The 18,415-nt window shown below is 47.7% G+C and carries 18 protein-coding genes; 1 reads left to right on the forward strand and 17 read right to left on the reverse strand.

Features of this window, described 5'->3' with window-relative positions; translation table 11 throughout:
- Positions 1–38: 38 nt before the first annotated feature.
- The 12 genes from AC56AD_RS12470 to AC56AD_RS12525 all read right to left on the reverse strand — a co-directional run bounded on the left by AC56AD_RS12470 (position 39) and on the right by AC56AD_RS12525 (position 12,617).
- Entirely contained in the window at positions 39–512 is a 474-nt protein-coding gene (locus AC56AD_RS12470) for an SRPBCC family protein (protein WP_012509127.1), read from the reverse strand.
- A gap of 4 nt (positions 513–516) precedes the next feature.
- A complete protein-coding gene (locus tag AC56AD_RS12475; protein WP_012509128.1) occupies positions 517–2,166 on the reverse strand; it encodes a L,D-transpeptidase family protein in 1,650 nt (549 codons plus the stop codon).
- A gap of 16 nt (positions 2,167–2,182) precedes the next feature.
- A complete protein-coding gene (locus AC56AD_RS12480; RefSeq protein ID WP_012509129.1) occupies positions 2,183–2,908 on the reverse strand; it encodes a murein L,D-transpeptidase catalytic domain family protein in 726 nt (241 codons plus the stop codon).
- Between the two features lie 200 nt (positions 2,909–3,108).
- Positions 3,109–3,726 carry a hypothetical protein gene (locus AC56AD_RS12485; RefSeq protein WP_012509130.1) on the reverse strand — a complete coding sequence of 206 codons (618 nt, stop codon included), beginning with the start codon at positions 3,724–3,726 and terminating at the stop codon, positions 3,109–3,111.
- Between the two features lie 23 nt (positions 3,727–3,749).
- Positions 3,750–4,493 (reverse strand): SIMPL domain-containing protein, encoded by a 744-nt coding sequence (locus tag AC56AD_RS12490; RefSeq protein ID WP_223293918.1) that lies wholly within the window; start codon positions 4,491–4,493, stop codon positions 3,750–3,752.
- Positions 4,494–4,608: 115 nt separating this feature from the next.
- Positions 4,609–5,103 carry a hypothetical protein gene (locus tag AC56AD_RS12495; RefSeq protein ID WP_012509132.1) on the reverse strand — a complete coding sequence of 165 codons (495 nt, stop codon included), beginning with the start codon at positions 5,101–5,103 and terminating at the stop codon, positions 4,609–4,611.
- A 344-nt stretch (positions 5,104–5,447) separates the two neighbouring features.
- The gene (locus AC56AD_RS12500) at positions 5,448–5,882 is read right to left on the reverse strand and encodes a C40 family peptidase (RefSeq protein ID WP_223293919.1); all 435 of its coding nucleotides are present in this window, start codon (positions 5,880–5,882) and stop codon (positions 5,448–5,450) included.
- A 438-nt stretch (positions 5,883–6,320) separates the two neighbouring features.
- The gene (locus tag AC56AD_RS12505) at positions 6,321–7,487 is read right to left on the reverse strand and encodes a CapA family protein (RefSeq protein WP_012509134.1); all 1,167 of its coding nucleotides are present in this window, start codon (positions 7,485–7,487) and stop codon (positions 6,321–6,323) included.
- Positions 7,487–8,872, reverse strand: coding sequence for an SGNH/GDSL hydrolase family protein (locus AC56AD_RS12510; protein WP_012509135.1), 1,386 nt, complete (start codon positions 8,870–8,872; stop codon positions 7,487–7,489). Before AC56AD_RS12510 ends, AC56AD_RS12505 begins: the two co-directional genes overlap by 1 nt.
- 65 nt (positions 8,873–8,937) lie before the next feature.
- Complete coding sequence (locus AC56AD_RS12515) at positions 8,938–10,422, reverse strand: MBOAT family O-acyltransferase (protein WP_012509136.1); 1,485 nt, start codon at positions 10,420–10,422, stop codon at positions 8,938–8,940.
- A complete protein-coding gene (locus AC56AD_RS12520; protein WP_012509137.1) occupies positions 10,403–11,815 on the reverse strand; it encodes an SGNH/GDSL hydrolase family protein in 1,413 nt (470 codons plus the stop codon). Before AC56AD_RS12520 ends, AC56AD_RS12515 begins: the two co-directional genes overlap by 20 nt.
- 106 nt (positions 11,816–11,921) lie before the next feature.
- On the reverse strand, positions 11,922–12,617 hold the full coding sequence (locus AC56AD_RS12525; protein WP_012509138.1) for a YukJ family protein: 696 nt from the start codon (positions 12,615–12,617) through the stop codon (positions 11,922–11,924).
- A gap of 94 nt (positions 12,618–12,711) precedes the next feature.
- Here AC56AD_RS12525 and pgl point away from each other — a divergent pair, with 94 nt between their 5' ends.
- Positions 12,712–13,623 (forward strand): 6-phosphogluconolactonase, encoded by a 912-nt coding sequence (gene pgl / locus AC56AD_RS12530; RefSeq protein WP_012509139.1) that lies wholly within the window; start codon positions 12,712–12,714, stop codon positions 13,621–13,623.
- On the opposite strand, the gene zwf is transcribed toward pgl, so the two are convergent.
- From zwf to AC56AD_RS12555, 5 genes are all read right to left on the reverse strand, one after another.
- Positions 13,614–15,050: a glucose-6-phosphate dehydrogenase gene (zwf, locus tag AC56AD_RS12535; RefSeq protein ID WP_012509140.1), complete on the reverse strand. Its 1,437-nt coding sequence runs from the start codon at positions 15,048–15,050 to the stop codon at positions 13,614–13,616. The two genes, pgl and zwf, sit on opposite strands and share 10 nt — an antisense overlap.
- A 12-nt stretch (positions 15,051–15,062) precedes the next feature.
- Entirely contained in the window at positions 15,063–15,962 is a 900-nt protein-coding gene (gene gnd, locus AC56AD_RS12540) for a phosphogluconate dehydrogenase (NAD(+)-dependent, decarboxylating) (protein ID WP_012509141.1), read from the reverse strand.
- A 40-nt stretch (positions 15,963–16,002) separates the two neighbouring features.
- On the reverse strand, positions 16,003–17,166 hold the full coding sequence (locus AC56AD_RS12545) for a glycosyltransferase family 4 protein (protein WP_012509142.1): 1,164 nt from the start codon (positions 17,164–17,166) through the stop codon (positions 16,003–16,005).
- Between the two features lie 130 nt (positions 17,167–17,296).
- Complete coding sequence (locus tag AC56AD_RS12550) at positions 17,297–17,767, reverse strand: aminoacyl-tRNA deacylase (RefSeq protein WP_012509143.1); 471 nt, start codon at positions 17,765–17,767, stop codon at positions 17,297–17,299.
- A gap of 57 nt (positions 17,768–17,824) precedes the next feature.
- Positions 17,825–18,385 carry an outer membrane protein gene (locus AC56AD_RS12555; RefSeq protein WP_012509144.1) on the reverse strand — a complete coding sequence of 187 codons (561 nt, stop codon included), beginning with the start codon at positions 18,383–18,385 and terminating at the stop codon, positions 17,825–17,827.
- Positions 18,386–18,415 lie beyond the last annotated feature (30 nt).

An 18,415-nucleotide genomic window follows, 5' to 3' on the forward strand; every position in this document is an offset into this window, starting at 1 on the left:
ATGGGGCGCTTTTTCTGTTTGGGGCAAAACAGCTCAATTCAGAGGGCAATGAAGCTCTGCTGCAGGTTCGCGAGGTAGCGTTCTATCATGCCGGTAAATTCCATAACCACCAGCGGGGAGATCATGAATTCCAGAAAGGAGGGAAAATCAACCGTCAGGTCACCTTTGGTTGAAATAGAGACCGTTGTGCCCCCCCCCTCTTTTGGCTGTATCGTCCACTCACCCTGAACAATGGCATTGCCAACACCCGGAACCGGCGTCCATGCAACATGCATGGTGAGGGGATCGGCCGTATAGTGGCAGGCATAGATCGTCTGCTGCAGGGTGTAACCACCGATAGCTATTTTTTCCATCTCCCAGCGAAAAGCGTTTCCGCCAAGATCGAGAAGCTGATCTACTTTGGGGAAATGAGAGGCAGAACGGGGAACATCAGCAAGCAGTGCAAAAACTTTTTCGGGAGTACAGGGGGTATCAAACCCTCTTTGCATGTTGATTACGACAGTAAATGCCATGGTGTTACAAGCCGCAGCTTTCCGTTTTGTATTGAGGAAGAGGTTTGTTCAGTGCTTTCAGTAATCGTTCGTCACGGTTGTAAACATCGTCACGGAAAAAGAGCTCATCACCCTCAGGCGTAACTGTCAGGTAAAGGAGATAGACCGGAATCCGTTTGGGAAGGAGTACAGTTTTTGTTTTTCCACTCTTGATTGCGGAAAGTATCTTTACTTTGCTCCATCGGACGCTGTCCTGCAAGACCAGGGTTGCAAGGTCAACAGGATTTTCTACTCTGACACACCCTGAACTGAAGAGTCTTTTACTCGCTGCAAAAAGCTCTTTGTTTGGCGTATCGTGCAGATAGACAATGTAGCGATTGGGAAGCAGGAACTTGATTCTGCCCAATGCGCCGTGATCTCCGGAACTCTGCTGGAGGCGATAGGGAAAGTTCCCTCCCGAGTATTGCGACCAGTTAACCGATACAGGATCAATGACCGCTCCGTTCCGATCAATAATGGTCAACCTTTTACGGTTCAGATATGAATTGCTTTTACGCAAAGCGGGTAACGCATCCTTTGCAAGAATGGTTGGCGGAATGACCCACCTGGGATTCAGGATAACATATTGCATATCCGCCTTGAAGAGCGGAGTTTCACGCGGAGGTTTTCCCGTAATAACGCGTGTTTCCCACTTGTCTTGACCATTTTCGATATACTGCAGGGTAAAGCGCGGAATGTTCACCATAATGGCTGTCGGTTCAAGATCACGCAAAAACCATCGATACCGTTCGAGATTGAGACGAATCTCATCAATTCGGCGCTCCACCGGTATATTCATGACACGGAGGGTAGTTGCTCCAACCACGCCATCGGCGACCATACCGTTCCGCTTCTGAAAGTGCTTGACGGCTTCGACCACCTCTCTGTTGTAAACAGTTGAAGTATCCGTATTCAGAACAGCAATATCACCCGATACCCGGAGTCGCTGACGCAACAGCATGACCCGCTTCCCCCTTGCTCCCTCTTGCAGCTTCGGACCCTCCGCCAAAACTGGCCAGCCGCCGGCACGCGCAATGGTGCGATAGCGTACAAGCCCTTTTCGAAGCTGCTCATATTTGGGATGCTGTAATCGAAGTTCTTTCAAAGCGTCAGCGATATGGCCAGAGGCAATGGCGTGATGGAGCTTGTTCTCAACAATACTCCCGTTCCTCGTTTGACGACTGTTCCAGTGGGTATCAAGAGTTTCGGGATCAACCCTCCCATAGCGGAGATGAACTGCAAGAGAGAGAAGGGAGTTGGTCATCAGAACATCGTAACAGGCTGCCTGATCAGAGGTCACTTCTGACTTGCCGGATAGGGCCCTGATCTCCCTGATTCGGTAGTCTGCCGGATCAAGACCATCATTGGCAGCCTCCCCAATTGCCGTAATCAGCTCATCAATCATTGCCTTATTTGTCCATACAGGCTGAAACCCCCTTGCAGCATAGAGCCGTTCAACAGGGTCTGGTTGAGTGGTCTGGCGAAGTTGATGGAGAAAACGACCTCGTATCTTCTCGGCTACGGCAGGCTGAAACTCTTTCTGCGGCTGTAGCTGTTCCTGCGGCACAGGAGCAGGTTTGACCGGTACAGGTGGTAGCGGACTAAAGGCAAGGCAGAAAAGAAGAATACCAATCATATGTTAACTCTATCAGTTATGAAACATGGCCAGAAACAGGCTTCCGACGGGCAAGATCAGGAGCAGCAAGAGGGGATTTATCTGCATGCTCTTTGCCACCGTGGTAGATAAAAAGGCAGCTTCCTCCTTTGATAAGGTCAATAACCTGTTGAAAACTCTCAAAGGAGATTGCAGGACACCCTTCACTTCTGCCAAGACGCCCGTTCTTTTTGATAAAATCGTAAGAAACGTAGTCAGCGCCATGAATGACAATACTCCTTGACTCAGCCTTGTCGTTAACCCCCTGCTCCAAACCCTGAAGCCTGAGCGAATAGCCATTCTTCCCATCATAGGTATCCCCTGTTGTATAAAAGCCGAGACTGCTCTGATGGGAACCTGGAATATTTGAAAAACTTTGCGGATAGATATCGCCACTGCCTTTGCCATGCGCAACAAGGCCTGAGTAGAGCAGTTGGCCGCGCTTGACATCAATAACAAAAAGGCGTTGATCAACTGAAGGACGGTTAAAATCGATGACCGTCAGAATACCATCACGGTTTACCTTTCCCTGCTCCTTGAGAGCAGTATAACCGGCAAGGGCAAGATCAAGCACTTTCGAATTGATCTTGTCTCTGAGCTCAGGAAATTGGGCGAATATGGAACTGGTTTTCTGAAAAGGATTGATATCAAAAGCAAACGAGTGTCCGGCTACGGGAAACGCCGTCATAACCATCATAAAAAGCACAATCAGCAATCGATTCATAAGCTAACAGGTATACGGTGTTAAACCAGCAGGGTCATTGAGAAATGAGCTGGCAAATTACATATTATAACAGAATGTTATCAACGAATATCAATCTGTACACGCTTTCCAACGAGAAGGACAGGAGTCTTTTCACTCGTACGTTCGAGGCAAAACAGGGCCAAAAAGAGCAGGGAAGATACGTTTTATTACCGGAACAGTCAAATCATGGGCTCCCCTGCTGCACCTTCTGCACAGTCAGAAGAGGGCTCAGAGGAGTGCTGAAACTGAACGGAAGCTTCGGAGATTTTCCTGAAAAGCCTTATGTGCAAGAGATGTTGCGGCCAGTTCAGCAAAAAGGTTGCGAGCGCCTCCCACATTGAAACCCAGGCTGCAATGGTAAGTCCTTCGGCAAGAACGGTGTGAAGAAAAGAGGGACTGCCCCCAACGGCAAAGAGGAGGTTGACCCACAAAGAGAAGCCGAGAAGGATCATGCCAAGAATGAGAAGAGTCAGGGCTGTTCTCAGCGTCTTGTTCATTGCTGCAAGCTCAAGTTCACGCTGGTAGATGAAAAATTTACGAACACTGGTGCGTACCCGCTGTCTGAATTCATCAGAGGGATAATTATCGAACATAAAACGGATTACAAACTTGACCCGGCCTATTTCACGCACGCACTCCGTAAGATAGAAGGCTAAATCTTCGTCAAGATCTTTTTTATGGTAAGGAGCGGTTTTGTCGAAATTCTCATAGAGATCCTCGACACGAGGTGCGGCGACATCGATAATAACGGAACCATCCGCACTCTGTTGATACCGATCGATAATTCTCTTTTTCACAGCAGGTACCCTTCTCCCCGCAATTATTTAGTGGCCGGAGCCGGAACAAAACGCCAGCGGGAATTGACGGTGACAACAATATCCTGCTCAGAGGGGGCGATTTCAGTCGGAGCTGGCGCCGCCGGAGCAGCCCTTAATGCCATAGCATCCATGACCGGTCTGCCGCCATAGAGTGGCTGACTGACGCTGACCTCAATCAACTGGCCAAGATGCCCGCCTGCGGCCCGGGCCATGATTTCTCCATCCCTGCGGGCATTACTGACCGCAGCAGCCAGAGCCTGCTGACGCAGCGCTTCGTAACTGCCTGATGAAAAAGTGATACCCTGCACCTCATCGGCTCCAGCCTGTACGGCAGCATCAATGGCCCTGCCGATCAAGCCCAGCGTACGCACCTTCACCATGATCGTATGGCGTGCACTGTAGCCTTTCAGCAAACTCTTTCCCAGCGACTGATTCCACTCCCAGAGAGGAGAGACCGTATAACTTGCTGTTGGCGCATCTTCAAGAGGAACAGCCGCAGCCCTGAGTGCAGCCTGCACACGACGATACTTTTCGGCAGTCTCGGCAGCAGCCTTGTCGGCACTTTTAGCATCCGTTTTAACGACAACCCCGAATTCCGCAATATCAGGCTTTACCGAAACGGTACCAGAAGCTGACACCAGAACCTGACTCTCCTCAGAACAAGCTGTTGAGGAGATACCTGCTGTTATGAAAAACAGCCAGAGTGTAAAAAAAATCGGTCGTTTTTTCATTGATCCCTTTTTCATCTCTCCTTTACGGCTTCTGCACAGTCCATTCCCCGTCGGAGCCAACCGACAGAGGATTGACTGAACAACAACGAACAGCTTCCAGAGCGGCCTGTTGAAGCAGAAACTCTTGTTGTTAATTCTGGTATAATTCTTTCACCTGGAACAGAAGGTACCAACCAATAATGGCTCCAATGATACCGCTGATAATGCCACTGAAAGAAAGAATACTTCCAATCAAACTGACGATACTTGCATAAAAGAGCAATCTCCAGGCAGCTTTGGTCCGTTTGAATAATCCAGGAACGGCCATAACTTCAATGATAATCGAAATAACCGAAATGACGAGTGCAAGAATTGCACCAAACCCCCAGCTAAATCCGTAACCGTAACCTCCCATCATCGCAAAGGGAGCCAAAAAGGCGGTGAGACCCAAAGCTGCAAAAATAATGGGCAACGCCAGAACCACAAAAACAATAACCAGATAGGGTGACACATTAACAAGAAACTCCTTCACTTCTATCGGCAGGGCAAATGGCGCTTTTTGCACCATGTACTCATCAAGCAGTGCCTCAAGCTGAGACAACACTCCCTTTACATCCGACTTTTCCTGAGATCTATTTTCTGACATAACGTTTTATGATTAGATTGGTTAATAAAAATACAATCCGGTTTCCGCTACCATTCTGTCGAGTAAAAGCCCATGATATCCTTGTAGGCAACTGCTGCAGCACAGGCCGTAACAGGAATGGTTACCAGATATTATCCGTAAGCAACGACAGGGATGGATGGTAAATGAACCACATACATGAGCCCTGGAGCGACTTACGAAAAAAAGCCTGCCTGCCTCGCCGATAATGTATCTTTCAAGTTACAAAAGAGATCGAAACAGGCCAACCGTTAACATCCGAAAACCACTCACAGTGGTAAAGAACACTGTCATTAGTAGAGTCACCTCTTCCGAATCGAATAAAATCAGGAGGGGTTTATCGTCTCGACCTTATCGGATAAAACCGGCGCCGTAACCGGAAGTTTATTTACTGACAATTCCAGAATGCGCACAGCTCCGGCAAACTGTTTCTCATAGAAATTCTGCTTGAGCTGTTCTTCGACAACCCCCCTTGATAGTGATGAATGAACAAAGGTATTTGCACCGATAAAGATCCCAACATGGTTAATGCCTCTGCCTCTTGTCTGAAAAAAGACCAGATCTCCGGGCTGAAGTTGATCTTTGTCAACTTTTGTACCAATGGCAGACATCTCCCTTGATGTACGCGGAAGACGCATATTGAAGACCTTGTCGTACATAAACCCCACAAAACCGGAACAGTCAAATCCTGCAGGAGTCTGACCACCCCAACGGTATCGTGTACCAAAATATTTGGTGACATCATTAAAAAATGTCTTCATATGCCCAAAGGTCTGATGCGGCTGAGAGGGTGGCTGCACCGTCTGTGCTGTTACGGGCACTTCTGCAGAGAGTTCACAAAAGGCCGTTGCAGGAAGAGTCAATTGAAATGCCAATGCTGAGAAGAAAACGAATGCACGACAGGTGCGGGTAATTTTTTTCAACGGAAAACTCACGCGAAAAGGAGATGAGAGAGTTTGCTGTATGGGCATAGGCACAGTTTTTCATGGTTTATCGTAGAGACCGCACAGAAAAAGAGATGGATACATTTTATTAAAAATTATGGCTAAGTCCAAATATGTTGCACAACACACGCCTCCGGAGGGAACGAATAAGCACGGGAGCTGCACCATCTTCTCCGGTTAACCGGTAACAGCGCCTGAACCATCAACCGAAGAAGAAGTTACAGGTACTCGCTGAGGAGGTTTTATAGCTCTCGTTTACCGTACATGCGGCTTGTACGTTGACGCTTTCGTAAAGTTGAAAAAGCCATTCTCACCGAAATTGACCGGTAATTCAGGTAAATCTGATGCAGTAAGCGCCTTGATTTGCTCATTCGCCCGATTCTGTTCATCGATTACAGGGCCTCCATCATCAAGCTGTTTTATTGAGATTACCCTGCCATCAATAAACGTACCATCTCGTTTAATGCGTAGCTTAAAGAGTGGCGCAATACCGTTGAGACCCTTCAGATTAAATTGACGATATGTACAAAAGTTCCCCATTGAATAGGCGATAAATCGCCCCTTGTAACAATCAATTGCACGTGTCACGTGCGGCCCGTGACCCAGTACGACATCTGCACCGGCATCAATGGCGATGCGGGCAAATTCATAAACATTTCCCCTGTTCTCTCCATAAAAAATTTCTTTGTTTTTTGTAACGTGGGAGTGTGCGGATCCTTCTGCTCCTCCATGAAAAGAGACAATGACAACGTCACACATTTTTTTCAGTTTCGTAACAATCTGCCGCACGAGATTATAGTCGTTAATCTGCAGGCAGCCCCTCGTCGGAGCAAAGGCAGTCAAACCGATTCTGACCCCCTTTACCGTAACCGTGTCCCATGGACATTTTTCTAACCCTGCGAAATAAAAACCCCTCTCTCTGAGAACCTTGCAGGTATTATCGCGCCCTTCAGAACCAAAATCATTGGTATGATTGTTTGCCAATGAAAACATGTCCACTCCAGCCTCCCTGAACTGCTCAAGACAAGATTCTGGCTGACGGAAGGCAAAACATTTGGCCGGATCTGAGCATTGCTTGACCTTTCCTCCGCTATTTAAAACAGGGCCTTCCAGATTGGCAAACGTAAGATCCGCATCGTTAAGGATGGTGTAGAGTGGCTGTAACAGCCGTTTATGCTTTGGTGGAAGATAATCAGATGAGGGATAAGTGGATCCCATCATTATATCCCCTACAGCCACGATGGTCAGCGTTGCATCCCCGGTGATGAGCGCTTTTTTCCTGACGTTAACGATCTCCGGCGCTGCCAGAAGTTGCTTGTCTGACACTCTGGATGTTGCCGTGTGCAATGGTATGACCAATGACAGGAGTACTATGGGCAGGAAGAGTGACTTCCAGAACGAGCCCTTGCAAATATTAACCATTATTTTTCCATAATTTTAAGTAATGCAGAAAGGAACATATCAGCCTGAAGTTCATATCCCGCCCGACTGAAATGGATCAGGTCCGGACGGAAAAGTCCATAGGTCTGAAACGGTGCAAGGCCTGCTTCGCCTCCCACAATACCGTAGAGATCCCATGAACTGATCTGCTCCTCATTACTGATCTTTACCAGCTCATCCCTGACTCGCCCGATTTCCGGGTTGATTGTTGTTCGATGGTAACAAGATGGGGGCGGAGTCGTGATAATAAAAAGAGCCGCCGGAGATATACGTTTAAGGTGCGTGATCATTACCCTGACCTGCAAACCAAATTCCTCGGCATTCAATTTCTGGTTCTGGGCCTCATTGGTTCCGAGAGAGATGATATAACAATCTGCATTCAGTGCGCCAATCTGTTCAAAGAAAAGAGGTGAGCGATTATAAGAGGCAAATTCAGCGCCGTTAACTCCAATCGAATGATAAATAACTCCCTTCGCATCTCGCTTTTCGAATGAAACTCCATAAAACTGAAATGCCGTGGAATCAGGAACTTCTCTGGAAAGCGCAATCGAACTGGCTTTCATACCAAAAACGATCTGCTTACCGACCTGCGCACTCGCTGGCACAATCCCCTCCATTTGCCCTTCCTCTCCATTATAGCGTATTTTTAGTGCGCTGCTATTTTTTCCGGTAAACAAGCGTAAACTGTCGAATGTATCTCCCTTTCCTGGTTTCAATCCGATTTCAAGAACAAAATCAGAAGAGTCACTTTGCAATCCATAGCCGCAAATCCCGCACTCCACAGGATTGTTAACCAACGAGATGCGCCCTGCTGACCACACCTTGTCTGATAATGACCATATGTCGGAGGGTGCATTTGTTCTGGCCAACTGCCAGGGAAAGAGGATTCCCCGGCCAGCATTGCCATAACGGCTCTGCAATCCCTTTCTCATGACGCTGGTCATCATGTCAGCCTGGATATGTGAATCACCAAGATGAACAATACTGACAACCTTTTTTTCTGATACAACAGCCAACTTCAGTTTCTCTGATAAGACATTCAGATGCTCAGGGTTGGTAATCCGATTACGTTCACTGTTGATGAAAGCGTAACGAAGCGTATCCGGCATAGTCTGAATTTGGATACGTGAACGATAGGTACGGCTTCTGTGTGTTGCTCCTGCTCGACGCCTCCTGTGAGCTGCAGCTTTTGAGCCTTTTCTGCCTTTCACTGCCACGGAGTGCCGCTTGCCGGTGTGTGCTGTAACATGCCTTTTGTGTACAGCAGTTACTGCGTGCCTTTTGTGCACGGGTTTCGTACTGCCATTTTGCGATGTCATGACAAGAAGAAAAAAAAGAACGATCAAAAATGGTGGCAATACTTTCATAGTAAATTGTATTCGCGTTGGTTATCAATGACGACCCCTCTTTGGCCCCTGATCCTTTCAACATATCAAAACTGGAGGTATATCGGCATGACGGGCTCTGCTGTTTTAAAAAATGCATATACGGCGACAAATGCAATAAAAACGAGGATGGCACCAACAAGGGGCATTCTCTCCAATCCTGACTTGACCATTTCCGTTATGCTGGCCGGGAGAAAATGCAGAACAAAGCCAAGGGCTATCATGATGAGGACAGAGCTGTAATTATCAATAAACGGTGTAAGCGCATCAAATGAGAAATCGAATGCTATCTGCTGCATCATCTGAAATGCAAGATCAAAACTTGAGGCACGAAAAAATATCCAGCCCAGACAGACAACATGAAAGGTCAGGATTATGGATAAGATACGGCCCCACCAGGAACTGCTCTTGTCCTCCTTTTTGGTCAGACCACTCCATAACTTGTGCACAGCAAGCGCCCCTCCATGCAATCCACCCCACACAATGAAATTCCAGCTTGCTCCATGCCACAAGCCACCAAGCAACATCGTGATAAAGAGGTTTATATAGGTACGGAAAGTCCCATGGCGGTTACCGCCAAGAGGGATGTAGAGATAGTCACGGAGCCAGCTTGAGAGGGAGATATGCCACCTTCGCCAGAACTCGGTAATTGAAGCGCTTTGGTAAGGCGAATTAAAGTTATCAGGGATGGTAATGCCAAGCCATTTGGCTATACCTATGGCCACATCACTATAGCCACTGAAATCGCAGTAGATGACAAGAGCATAACCATAGACAGCAAGCAAACACTCCATTCCCGTATGCAGGGAGGGTGCATCAAAAATATAGTTAACAAAATTGATGGTTATATAATCGGATATAACGACTTTTTTAAACAATCCTGTAACTATAAGATAGAACCCTTCGGTGAAATCACGCCCGGTCACCACATAGGGCTTTTTAAGTTGGGGAATAAAGTCGCTTGCTCTGACTATCGGACCCATGACCAACTTCGGGAAAAAGGAGAGAAAGAGCAGGTAATTCAGAAACTTCTTTTCCGGCTCGATTTTCCCGTGATACACATCAATGGTATAACTGAGGTTTTCAAACGTATAAAATGAAATCCCAACAGGCAGAAGAATGTTGAGAGGATTAAAACCTGCATTAAAGGAGTTATTGCATATCTCAAGAAAAAAATTCGTGTACTTGAAATAAAAAAGAAGACCCAGATTACTCACAATACTCAATGCAAGCAGAGATCGTTTTGCTGCGAAATTTTTCTGTTTGTAAATAAGATTTGAGAGGAAAAAATCGATAACAGCCGAAATGATAACAAGCAACACGAAACTCCCACTTGCTTTATAGAAGAAATAAAGTGAAAACAGTGAGAGGATCAACGTACGGATAGTATATTTTTCCCTGAACAGATAGTAGAAAAGAATTAAGAGAAAAAAGAAGTACACAAAAAAACCGTTGTTGAAAAGCAGCGGATTTTGAGGATCATAGAGAAGCTGTCGGATAACGGCAGCGCCATCAATTATAAAAAAATCCATAATTATACATTGATTTCCCGTGGAGTTTCTGATAATCCTTCATGAACGCATGAAAAAAGTGTTGACCAAGGATGGTGGCTCCGCGTGGCGAAGCATGGATATAATCCTTTGCAGCAAGTCGTTCACTACCCTCTGCCCATTTGACGATTGTCCCGTTTCCTCCCATTGTCTGGTAAAGGTTGAAAAACGGAATTTTGTTTTCAAATGCGAGAGTTGCCTGCGTTTTCAGGAGCGCATCCAACCCTTCGGCCGTCCTCCATTCCGACCCATAACGAAATGCCCTGTCAGTACAGCTTACCATTAAAAACTCGGCATTCGGAAGATGTTGCCTGAGTTTTTTCAGTGCAGGATCCATCCCCTGGAAATAGTAATCGAAGTTTTTATCGTGTGGCCTGAACATCATATTGACACCATACTGAATGACGATGAGATCATAGGTGCCATTTTGAGATATCTCGTCAATAAACTCCTCCTCAAACCCTCTTAGTTCGAAACCACTGATCCCCCTGAATGAAAAATTATCGATCATCACTCCATATTCCGGTTCACAGCTTACACCGTAGAGAGCAACTCTTTTTGATGGCACCGAAAGCTCTACTGATTTTCGGGGTGATTTGTCAAGAAGAATTCTGTTAAACAGATGTGGCGCTGCAATCGGTAAGCTCTCATTGTTCACCATGATAACCGTATTGGAGTCGGCTGGACCACATAGCAGCCATTTTTCCAGTACCTGAGAAGAATCCTTGACGGTATTGTCTTTCAGAAAGAGTTTGCCTCCTGCAGAATAAAAAACATGACCCGAGAAAAAAAGAGGGTCTTTAAATGATCTGGTTTTAAAATTGTCATCCTGCCAGAAACCCGTCGATCTTGCGGTGGCACTGATTCTGTACCCGGCAGTAACCGATTTACAGGAGACAAATCCAACTCCACGGTTTCCTGAAAATTGATTCTGCATCAACTCCCGAACGGTCTGTGTAATCAGATCACCTTCAATCAGCGAATCCCCAAACCACGCAATCCTGAGCTTGACTTTTTCTCCCCTGTTGAGTGCCTCAAGTTTTTGCATCATTTTTGGAAGCACAGGTCGAGTGGTGTCTGCCTTAAAATCAACAATCACACCAGGAAGAAGATACTGATTGAACGACAAGCTGTCAGGATGAGCGTGGTTCAGTGCCGCCAGAGAATCAGAAGCATCAGTCTTGCTGGCATACTTGAGGGTTGGCGCTACCGATTCCTGAGGAGGTATAACAGATATTTTGATATCGGACAGGATATCAACCTTGCTGAATAGAGGCCAATAAGAGGAAAGCTGACTTGAAAAGCATGACGCAATAAGTAAAAGAAAAAAAGAGATGGCGGTAAATAGAACTACCTTTTTATTGTGGTTTTGCATTGAAGAGCAATCAATTATTACAGGTTATTCTGTTCAAGAGTTCCAGGAACCCTTTTCTGTATTTCTGGGGGCGTTCAGAATAACCTGAGGGAATTTCTTTTTCTTTTCAATTTTCATTTTTTGCTCTCCTCACTTCTTTGTCCGCAGGCCTGAAACAAAAGCTGTCCGGGAAAAAACTCTGGGTTTTGAATTTGCATAAAAATGCAGCAACACTCTTGTCACGCCGCTGTACAACAACTGCTCCATCCTGCCATATTCCGTTTTCCTGATACCATCGACTCTGGGGAGGATCGCCCTGATTCTGGTGAATATTGTGCACACCATGTCCTCTCCTGAATGGCTCTCCAAAAATAAAGAGCTTTCTCGAATGTACAAGAAGAGGTTCAAGATCACGGAATGCGGCTGGCCCCGTGCCATATTTCCATAAAGCGTACAGCGCCCCTTCCGCAATGGTGGCGGTATTTGCGGAATCCGGCAATGCCTCAATACACTTGCCGGTCGGCTGAAGTTCCGGACTGCGATAGTAATCGAGGGCGCCCGAATCCGGTTCTGAATCAAGCGGATGCCACCCTTCACGGAGATGCAGGAGCGATTGCAACGCATCGGAGCCCAGTTCAACAACACGCCAATGCATTCCATCAGCATCCTTTTTGCTGTCGAGGTCAACAGGACAGCGAAAAATTCTTGCTCCTGCACGAACCTTGAGATTGCAATGATAGTACTCCGTTCCACTGAACGGACGATCGCAATAATAGTTATGCAGTGTACCAACCAGAACACCATAACCGTCGTAAAGTGGCATGAATAAAGCTCGTTGCGCTGTTGAAAAGTCCTGCTGCCGAAAAAGGAGAGTGCAAGTTACGCAACAGCTTAGTTGAAGCCAAGCAGAATTGCGCATGAAGGAACCTTTCCGGCAGTTCCTGCGGTTCATTGAGAACAATTCAGGAACGCCACTTCACTTGACCACCAGGAACCCTCTTTTGGTAGCATTGATGCAACCCATGAAGCAAGCAGATCGAAAATTCTTTTTCAGCGGCAGTGAACAGGAGATAACCGAACATGCAGCCGCGCTGATTGTTGCCGAAGCGTATCGTGCCCTTGCCGATCATGGACGCTTTTCGCTTGTCCTTGCCGGTGGTAACTCTCCCAGACTCCTCTATCAACAACTTGCACATGGGGTTTCCACAGAGATCCTTGAGCGCTATGCACTTGCAATGCCCGACGGGAGTTCGGAATGCAAGCAATCTCTGCACTTCCTGCCGCAGAAGACATGGCTTTTCCAGGGAGATGAACGGTGCCTCCCTCCTGACCATCCCGACAGCAATTACCGGATGATCAGGGAGACTCTTTTGGGGCAATCAGGGATTGCCGGGAATCATCTTTTTCGAATGGCTGGCGAAATGGCTGACCCTGATGCTGCTGCCAGGGAATATGAAGCTGCCATCCACAGCTTTTTCTTTTCCGAAAAGAGCTTGTCGCCTCAGCAGTTGCCACCCTTTGACCTTATCCTGCTTGGCCTCGGCGAAGATGGCCATACCGCTTCACTTTTTCCCGACAACCCTGAAGCGCTTCAGGAAAGCGGAAAATGGGTGGTTGCCCTCAATGCTCCGCAGGCAAAGCCACCGGGAATGCGCCTGACCCTGACCCTGCCGGTCATCAACCATGCACGGAACATACTCTTTTTTACCCCTGGCAATAAAAAGGGAGAACTGGCAAAAACAATCTTTCTTGAAGAGGAGCAAAGCGTTCCGGCCAGTCTCGTTAAACCTGAACAGGGTCGACTCTACTGGTTTGCTGCTCAACTGTAGATACCCTGCACCGATTCCGGACCCCAGGAAAAGAGCGAATAGGATTCCGGTGGTTGAGTGCCAACAGCCTCCCTGATGGAATCAATAATCGCCCAGGAGTATTCGACACTGTCCTGACGGATAAAGTTCATCTGTTCACCTGCCATGGCATCAAGCAGCAGGCGGTGATAAGGAGTTGCGCCAACCTCATCAAACGAAGTCTTGTAATCGAATTTCATGAAGACGGGATCGGTAATCACCGCTTCGCCCGGTCGTTTTGCCCCGAACTTGAGGGCAATGGTCTCTTCCGGCTGGATGCGCAGTATCACCTGATTGGCTGTATAACTACAGCTTTCGGCTGGACCAAAATAGTTCTGGGGAGGACACTTGAAGGTAATGACAATCTCGGTCACCGTTTCGGCAAGATTCTTGCCCGCCTTGACAAAAAAGGGAACATCCTTCCATCGCCAGTTATCGACAAAAAATTTTATCGCAGCAAAGGTCTCAACGGTTGAGTCGGGAGCAACATTTTTTTCAGAACGGTAGCCATCATACTGGCCAAGAACAATGGATTGCGCTGCATGTTCTGGCGTGAAGGGACGAATTGAACGGAGCAGCTTCGCTTTTTCATCGCGCACCGATTCGGCTGAAAAATCGACAGGCGGCTCCATGGCAACTGATGCAAGAAGCTGCAGTGCGTGATTTTGCATGATGTCGCGCAGCAGACCAGCCCCCTCATAGAAGGAGCCGCGATCACGGATACCGAACTTTTCAGCAATGGTAATGGAGACATTTGCAATATAATGGCGGTTCCAGAGGGGTTCAAAAATCCCGTTTGAAAAGCGGAAGACCATGATGTTCTGTACCGTCTCCTTGCCGAGGTAGTGATCGATACGGAAAATCCGCTCTTCGTGGAAAACCTCTCCAATAACCGTATTGAGTTCACGCGCCGTCTGCAGATTCCTTCCGTAGGGCTTTTCAACAATGATTTTCCGCCACCCAGGGAGGGAAACATCTTTTTCTCCAAGTCTAACATACTGCAGGTTCCTGACAATGATCGGCGCAAGAACGGGCGGGGTTGCCAGATAGAAGAGGATATTCCGGCAGGTGGCGGAATCTGCCTCACCGCTCATAATCGCTTTTTGCAGGGCATGATACTCTTCTCTCTCGGCAAAATCAACCCCTACATAAAAGAGCCGGGCAGAGAAACGGGCATAAGCCGCTTCATCGCGCAGAAGATCAGGCAATACAGCGACCATCTTTTCACGTACCAGTGAGCGGAACTCTTTATGAGAAAGAGCTGCTCGCCCAACACCAAGAATGCGGTACTCATCGGGAAGATGCCCCCAAAGAGCAAGTTCATAAAATGATGGGAAAAGCTTGCGCGCGGCAAGGTCGCTGTGTGCACCAAAAATGACAATGGTACAATTATCGGGTTTTTCCTGCATGGTTGTGCCCGGTTATGGCTTGATAATGAAGGCGTGTCCTCCGAACTCATGACGCAATGCAGCAACTGCCCTGTCGGATAGATTTTCATCGGAACGTGAACGGTAACGGCTGAAAAGAGAGGCTGCAATCACCGGAATCGAGACCTCATGTTCAAGAGCAGCCTCAACCGTCCAGCGCCCCTCTCCTGAATCGGCAATTGATCCCTTGAGATAAGCCAGGTTGGGATCCTTCTGCAGCGCCTGTACCATCAACTCCATCAGCCAGCCACGGATCACCGAACCATGAGCCCAGACACGGGAAACCTCTTCAAGATCAAAATCATAACGGCTTGCATCAAGCAGATTGAACCCTTCGCCCATAGCCTGCATCATGCCATATTCAATACCATTATGAACCATTTTGGCAAAGTGGCCGGAACCTGAACGACCCATATAGCCATAGCCATTTTCCACACAGAGCGCCTTCAGCAAGGGCTCAAGAGCGTCATAAGCCGCTTTTTCGCCACCAACCATAATGCAGGCGCCATGCCGTGCCCCTTCCAGACCTCCGCTTGTACCGGCATCAAGAAAGTTGACCCCATCCTGCCCGAGCCGGGAAGCCCTCCGTTCAGAATCCTTGTAGTGTGAATTACCGCCATCAACAACACTATCGCCACGCTCAAGCAGGGGAAGAAGCTGCTCAATCGTACGGTCAACCGGATCTCCGGCAGGCACCATCAGCCAAATCAGACGAGGAGCATCGAGCATACCGGCAAGCTCCTGCAAAGAGGCGGCAGCAACCGCGCCTTTTGCAGCCAGGTCAGCAACCCTCTCTTCCATCAAATCATAAACAACAAGATCATGACCACACTCAAGCAGATGCTCCGCCATATTGAACCCCATTTTCCCCAAACCAACCATCCCTGCTTTCATAACACTCCATCAACATTATCAGGCACAATAGCCATCCCGCTCATCCCTCAAAACTCAATACTCGCTCCTCAGCACTCCTTTTTGCTCGATCCACCAGCTCCTGATAGCGGTCAATCACGAAACCGTTCACTGCAGACCATGACTGCATCTCCGCATAGGCCAAGCCACAAGCTCTCAACTCCCGGTAGCGGAGAGAATCACCGAGCAGTGCAAGACATTTGCCGTAAAAATCATCAACACACCCTTCATGAACAACAAATCCAGCAGCAGAACGGTCAGCAATATCACGACAACCACCAACATCAGAAACAATGACCGGAAGGCCCGAGGCAAGAGCTTCGAGCGCAACATTGCAAAAAGCCTCTGTTGTTGAAGGAAACAGAAAAATATCACCGGATGCATAGGCTTCAGGCAGCTCTTCCCCGGTCAAATAACTGGTAAAAACAGCTTCGGGCATTCTGCGCTTCATCTCCTCCTCTTCAGGACCGGAGCCAATCATGACAAAGCGAACCTGGTCGGCATATTCACCCTGCATAAAGCGATCGTAGACGCTCATGACAACTTCAATATCCTTGTAGAGCACAAAACGACCGGCATAGACAATAACCGTTCGCCCTGTTGCATTCCACTCCGATCGCAGTTTTTCGGAACGACGGAATGGATCAAAAAGCTCCTTGTCAACTCCTCTCGACCAGATTTCGATGTTTCGGATAGCATAACCCGCCAGTTTGTGCCGCACACTCTCATTTGGAGCCAGCACCATATTACAATTGTTGTAAAACCAGGTCAGATATTTCCATGCATGTTTAACGGCGAACCCAAGCCGGTAGTAGCTGAAGTAGGAGGGGAAATCGGTATGAAATGCCGAGGCCACCGGAATGTTCTTGTTTCTGGCATAAAGAAGAAACTTTCTGCCGATAATGTCAGGTGTCGAAATGTGCACGATATCCGGTGCAAACGCGTCAAGCTGACGGCGGGTCTCGTTGGTAAAAAAGCCAAGTTTATAGTCTGGATAAAGGGGGATCGGCACAGAAGGCATTCTGCGAACGGTTAAACCACTGTGATTATCCCCTTTTGTCACATCCGGAGACCAGACTGCTACCCTGTGACCTTTTTTCCTGAATGAAGAGACCAGTTGATAGATGGATTTTACAGCACCGTCCTTGTCTCTGACATACGTCCCGGCGTATAAGGCAATCTTCATAAGAGAGAAATATACAGACTATATCGATTCAGTTTCCTGAGTGCCAAGAGCCTGAATAAATTTCCGGTTCGGCAACAGGTTTGAACCAAAGGTAACATTTCCCCGGAAAAACCCATCACATCCCTCGCATTCACTTCACCCCCAGAGAGAGCTTCGCAACAATGGGATGAACCAATCTTTTGTAACTTTCATAGGACAACCGTAACAGCTCGGTATGGGCTCCGGCATTGAAAGCAATTTCATCATCATCCTCAAGTTCTTCCGAAACATAGACATCCATACCATAGAGGTTGCCGAAAGGGGGCATGGCGCCGGGTTCGCATTCCGGAAAAAGTCCGGAAAATTCTTTCTCGTCTGCAAGTTCAACGTCCCGGGTACCTGTCAGTTCACGCAAAAGCTCAAAATCGAGCTGACGGGAAGCCGGCAAAACAACCATCGCCATTTTTCCGGCAATGGTGACAATGACGGTTTTAGCGAGCTCTTTTCCGGGAACATGAGCCGCTGCGGCTATTTCCTGAGCCGTATAGGCTGCAGAGTGGCTGACCACGAAATACCTGACGGCATGGCTGTCAAGAAACTCCCTCAATTTACGGATAGGCATGGCAACCTCACTTGATTAAACAGTTACAAGATGTCAAAACAGTCAAAAAGCCTCACTTCAAAACCCTGCTCTCAGACCAAGGAGCACGTTGTGATTATCGATAGTGTACTTCTTGTGCTCTGCAAGCTCAGGATCGTTGGCGACAAGATAGCGATACTGCACCTCAAGGGTTACGAGGGGCGCAACATCAAACCCGGCTCCGGCACCAATCTGCCAGGCAAAGACCATGTCATCGACATTGCCGCCAATGCCATCATCCTCTTTCACATTGGCCAAGCCAACTCCCGCAGAGATAAAGGGTTTGAGCGGAGCAACAGGCAAATCCAGATCAAAAGAGAGATTGCCCATGTATGTTGTCATCACCAGAGAGCGGAGACTCTTTGAAACTCCACTGTTCTGTCTACCCAATTCCGCTTCAATGCGATAGGGGCCATTATCAAGCCCAACCGCACCCGCAAGCATATACCCTGTGTCATAAGAGAGTGGTGTGATTTCAGAATCAGAGAGCATGGATACAGCAAAGCGACCGCTCAGATAAGGTTTCGCCGCAAAAGCAGATGAAACTGAAGATGACAGCGCTACAAACCCGGCCAAAAGAGCTACTGCTGCTTTTTTCATAACGGACTCTCTTTTTTTCTTTTTCCGGAA

The organism is Pelodictyon clathratiforme (assembly GCF_982375515.1).

What these genes read in the sequence shown, in the direction of transcription:
- AC56AD_RS12470 (WP_012509127.1), bottom strand. Translation starts at nt 512, where the DNA reads ATGGCATTTACTGTCGTAATCAACATGCAAAGAGGGTTTGATACCCCC.
- AC56AD_RS12475 (WP_012509128.1), bottom strand. Translation starts at nt 2,166, where the DNA reads ATGATTGGTATTCTTCTTTTCTGCCTTGCCTTTAGTCCGCTACCACCT.
- AC56AD_RS12480 (WP_012509129.1), bottom strand. Translation starts at nt 2,908, where the DNA reads ATGAATCGATTGCTGATTGTGCTTTTTATGATGGTTATGACGGCGTTT.
- AC56AD_RS12490 (WP_223293918.1), bottom strand. Translation starts at nt 4,493, where the DNA reads ATGAAAAAGGGATCAATGAAAAAACGACCGATTTTTTTTACACTCTGG.
- AC56AD_RS12495 (WP_012509132.1), bottom strand. Translation starts at nt 5,103, where the DNA reads ATGTCAGAAAATAGATCTCAGGAAAAGTCGGATGTAAAGGGAGTGTTG.
- AC56AD_RS12500 (WP_223293919.1), bottom strand. Translation starts at nt 5,882, where the DNA reads ATGAAGACATTTTTTAATGATGTCACCAAATATTTTGGTACACGATAC.
- AC56AD_RS12505 (WP_012509134.1), bottom strand. Translation starts at nt 7,487, where the DNA reads ATGGTTAATATTTGCAAGGGCTCGTTCTGGAAGTCACTCTTCCTGCCC.
- AC56AD_RS12510 (WP_012509135.1), bottom strand. Translation starts at nt 8,872, where the DNA reads ATGAAAGTATTGCCACCATTTTTGATCGTTCTTTTTTTTCTTCTTGTC.
- AC56AD_RS12515 (WP_012509136.1), bottom strand. Translation starts at nt 10,422, where the DNA reads ATGGATTTTTTTATAATTGATGGCGCTGCCGTTATCCGACAGCTTCTC.
- AC56AD_RS12520 (WP_012509137.1), bottom strand. Translation starts at nt 11,815, where the DNA reads ATGCAAAACCACAATAAAAAGGTAGTTCTATTTACCGCCATCTCTTTT.
- AC56AD_RS12525 (WP_012509138.1), bottom strand. Translation starts at nt 12,617, where the DNA reads ATGCCACTTTACGACGGTTATGGTGTTCTGGTTGGTACACTGCATAAC.
- pgl (WP_012509139.1), top strand. Translation starts at nt 12,712, where the DNA reads ATGAAGGAACCTTTCCGGCAGTTCCTGCGGTTCATTGAGAACAATTCA.
- zwf (WP_012509140.1), bottom strand. Translation starts at nt 15,050, where the DNA reads ATGCAGGAAAAACCCGATAATTGTACCATTGTCATTTTTGGTGCACAC.
- gnd (WP_012509141.1), bottom strand. Translation starts at nt 15,962, where the DNA reads ATGAAAGCAGGGATGGTTGGTTTGGGGAAAATGGGGTTCAATATGGCG.
- AC56AD_RS12545 (WP_012509142.1), bottom strand. Translation starts at nt 17,166, where the DNA reads ATGAAGATTGCCTTATACGCCGGGACGTATGTCAGAGACAAGGACGGT.
- AC56AD_RS12550 (WP_012509143.1), bottom strand. Translation starts at nt 17,767, where the DNA reads ATGCCTATCCGTAAATTGAGGGAGTTTCTTGACAGCCATGCCGTCAGG.
- AC56AD_RS12555 (WP_012509144.1), bottom strand. Translation starts at nt 18,385, where the DNA reads ATGAAAAAAGCAGCAGTAGCTCTTTTGGCCGGGTTTGTAGCGCTGTCA.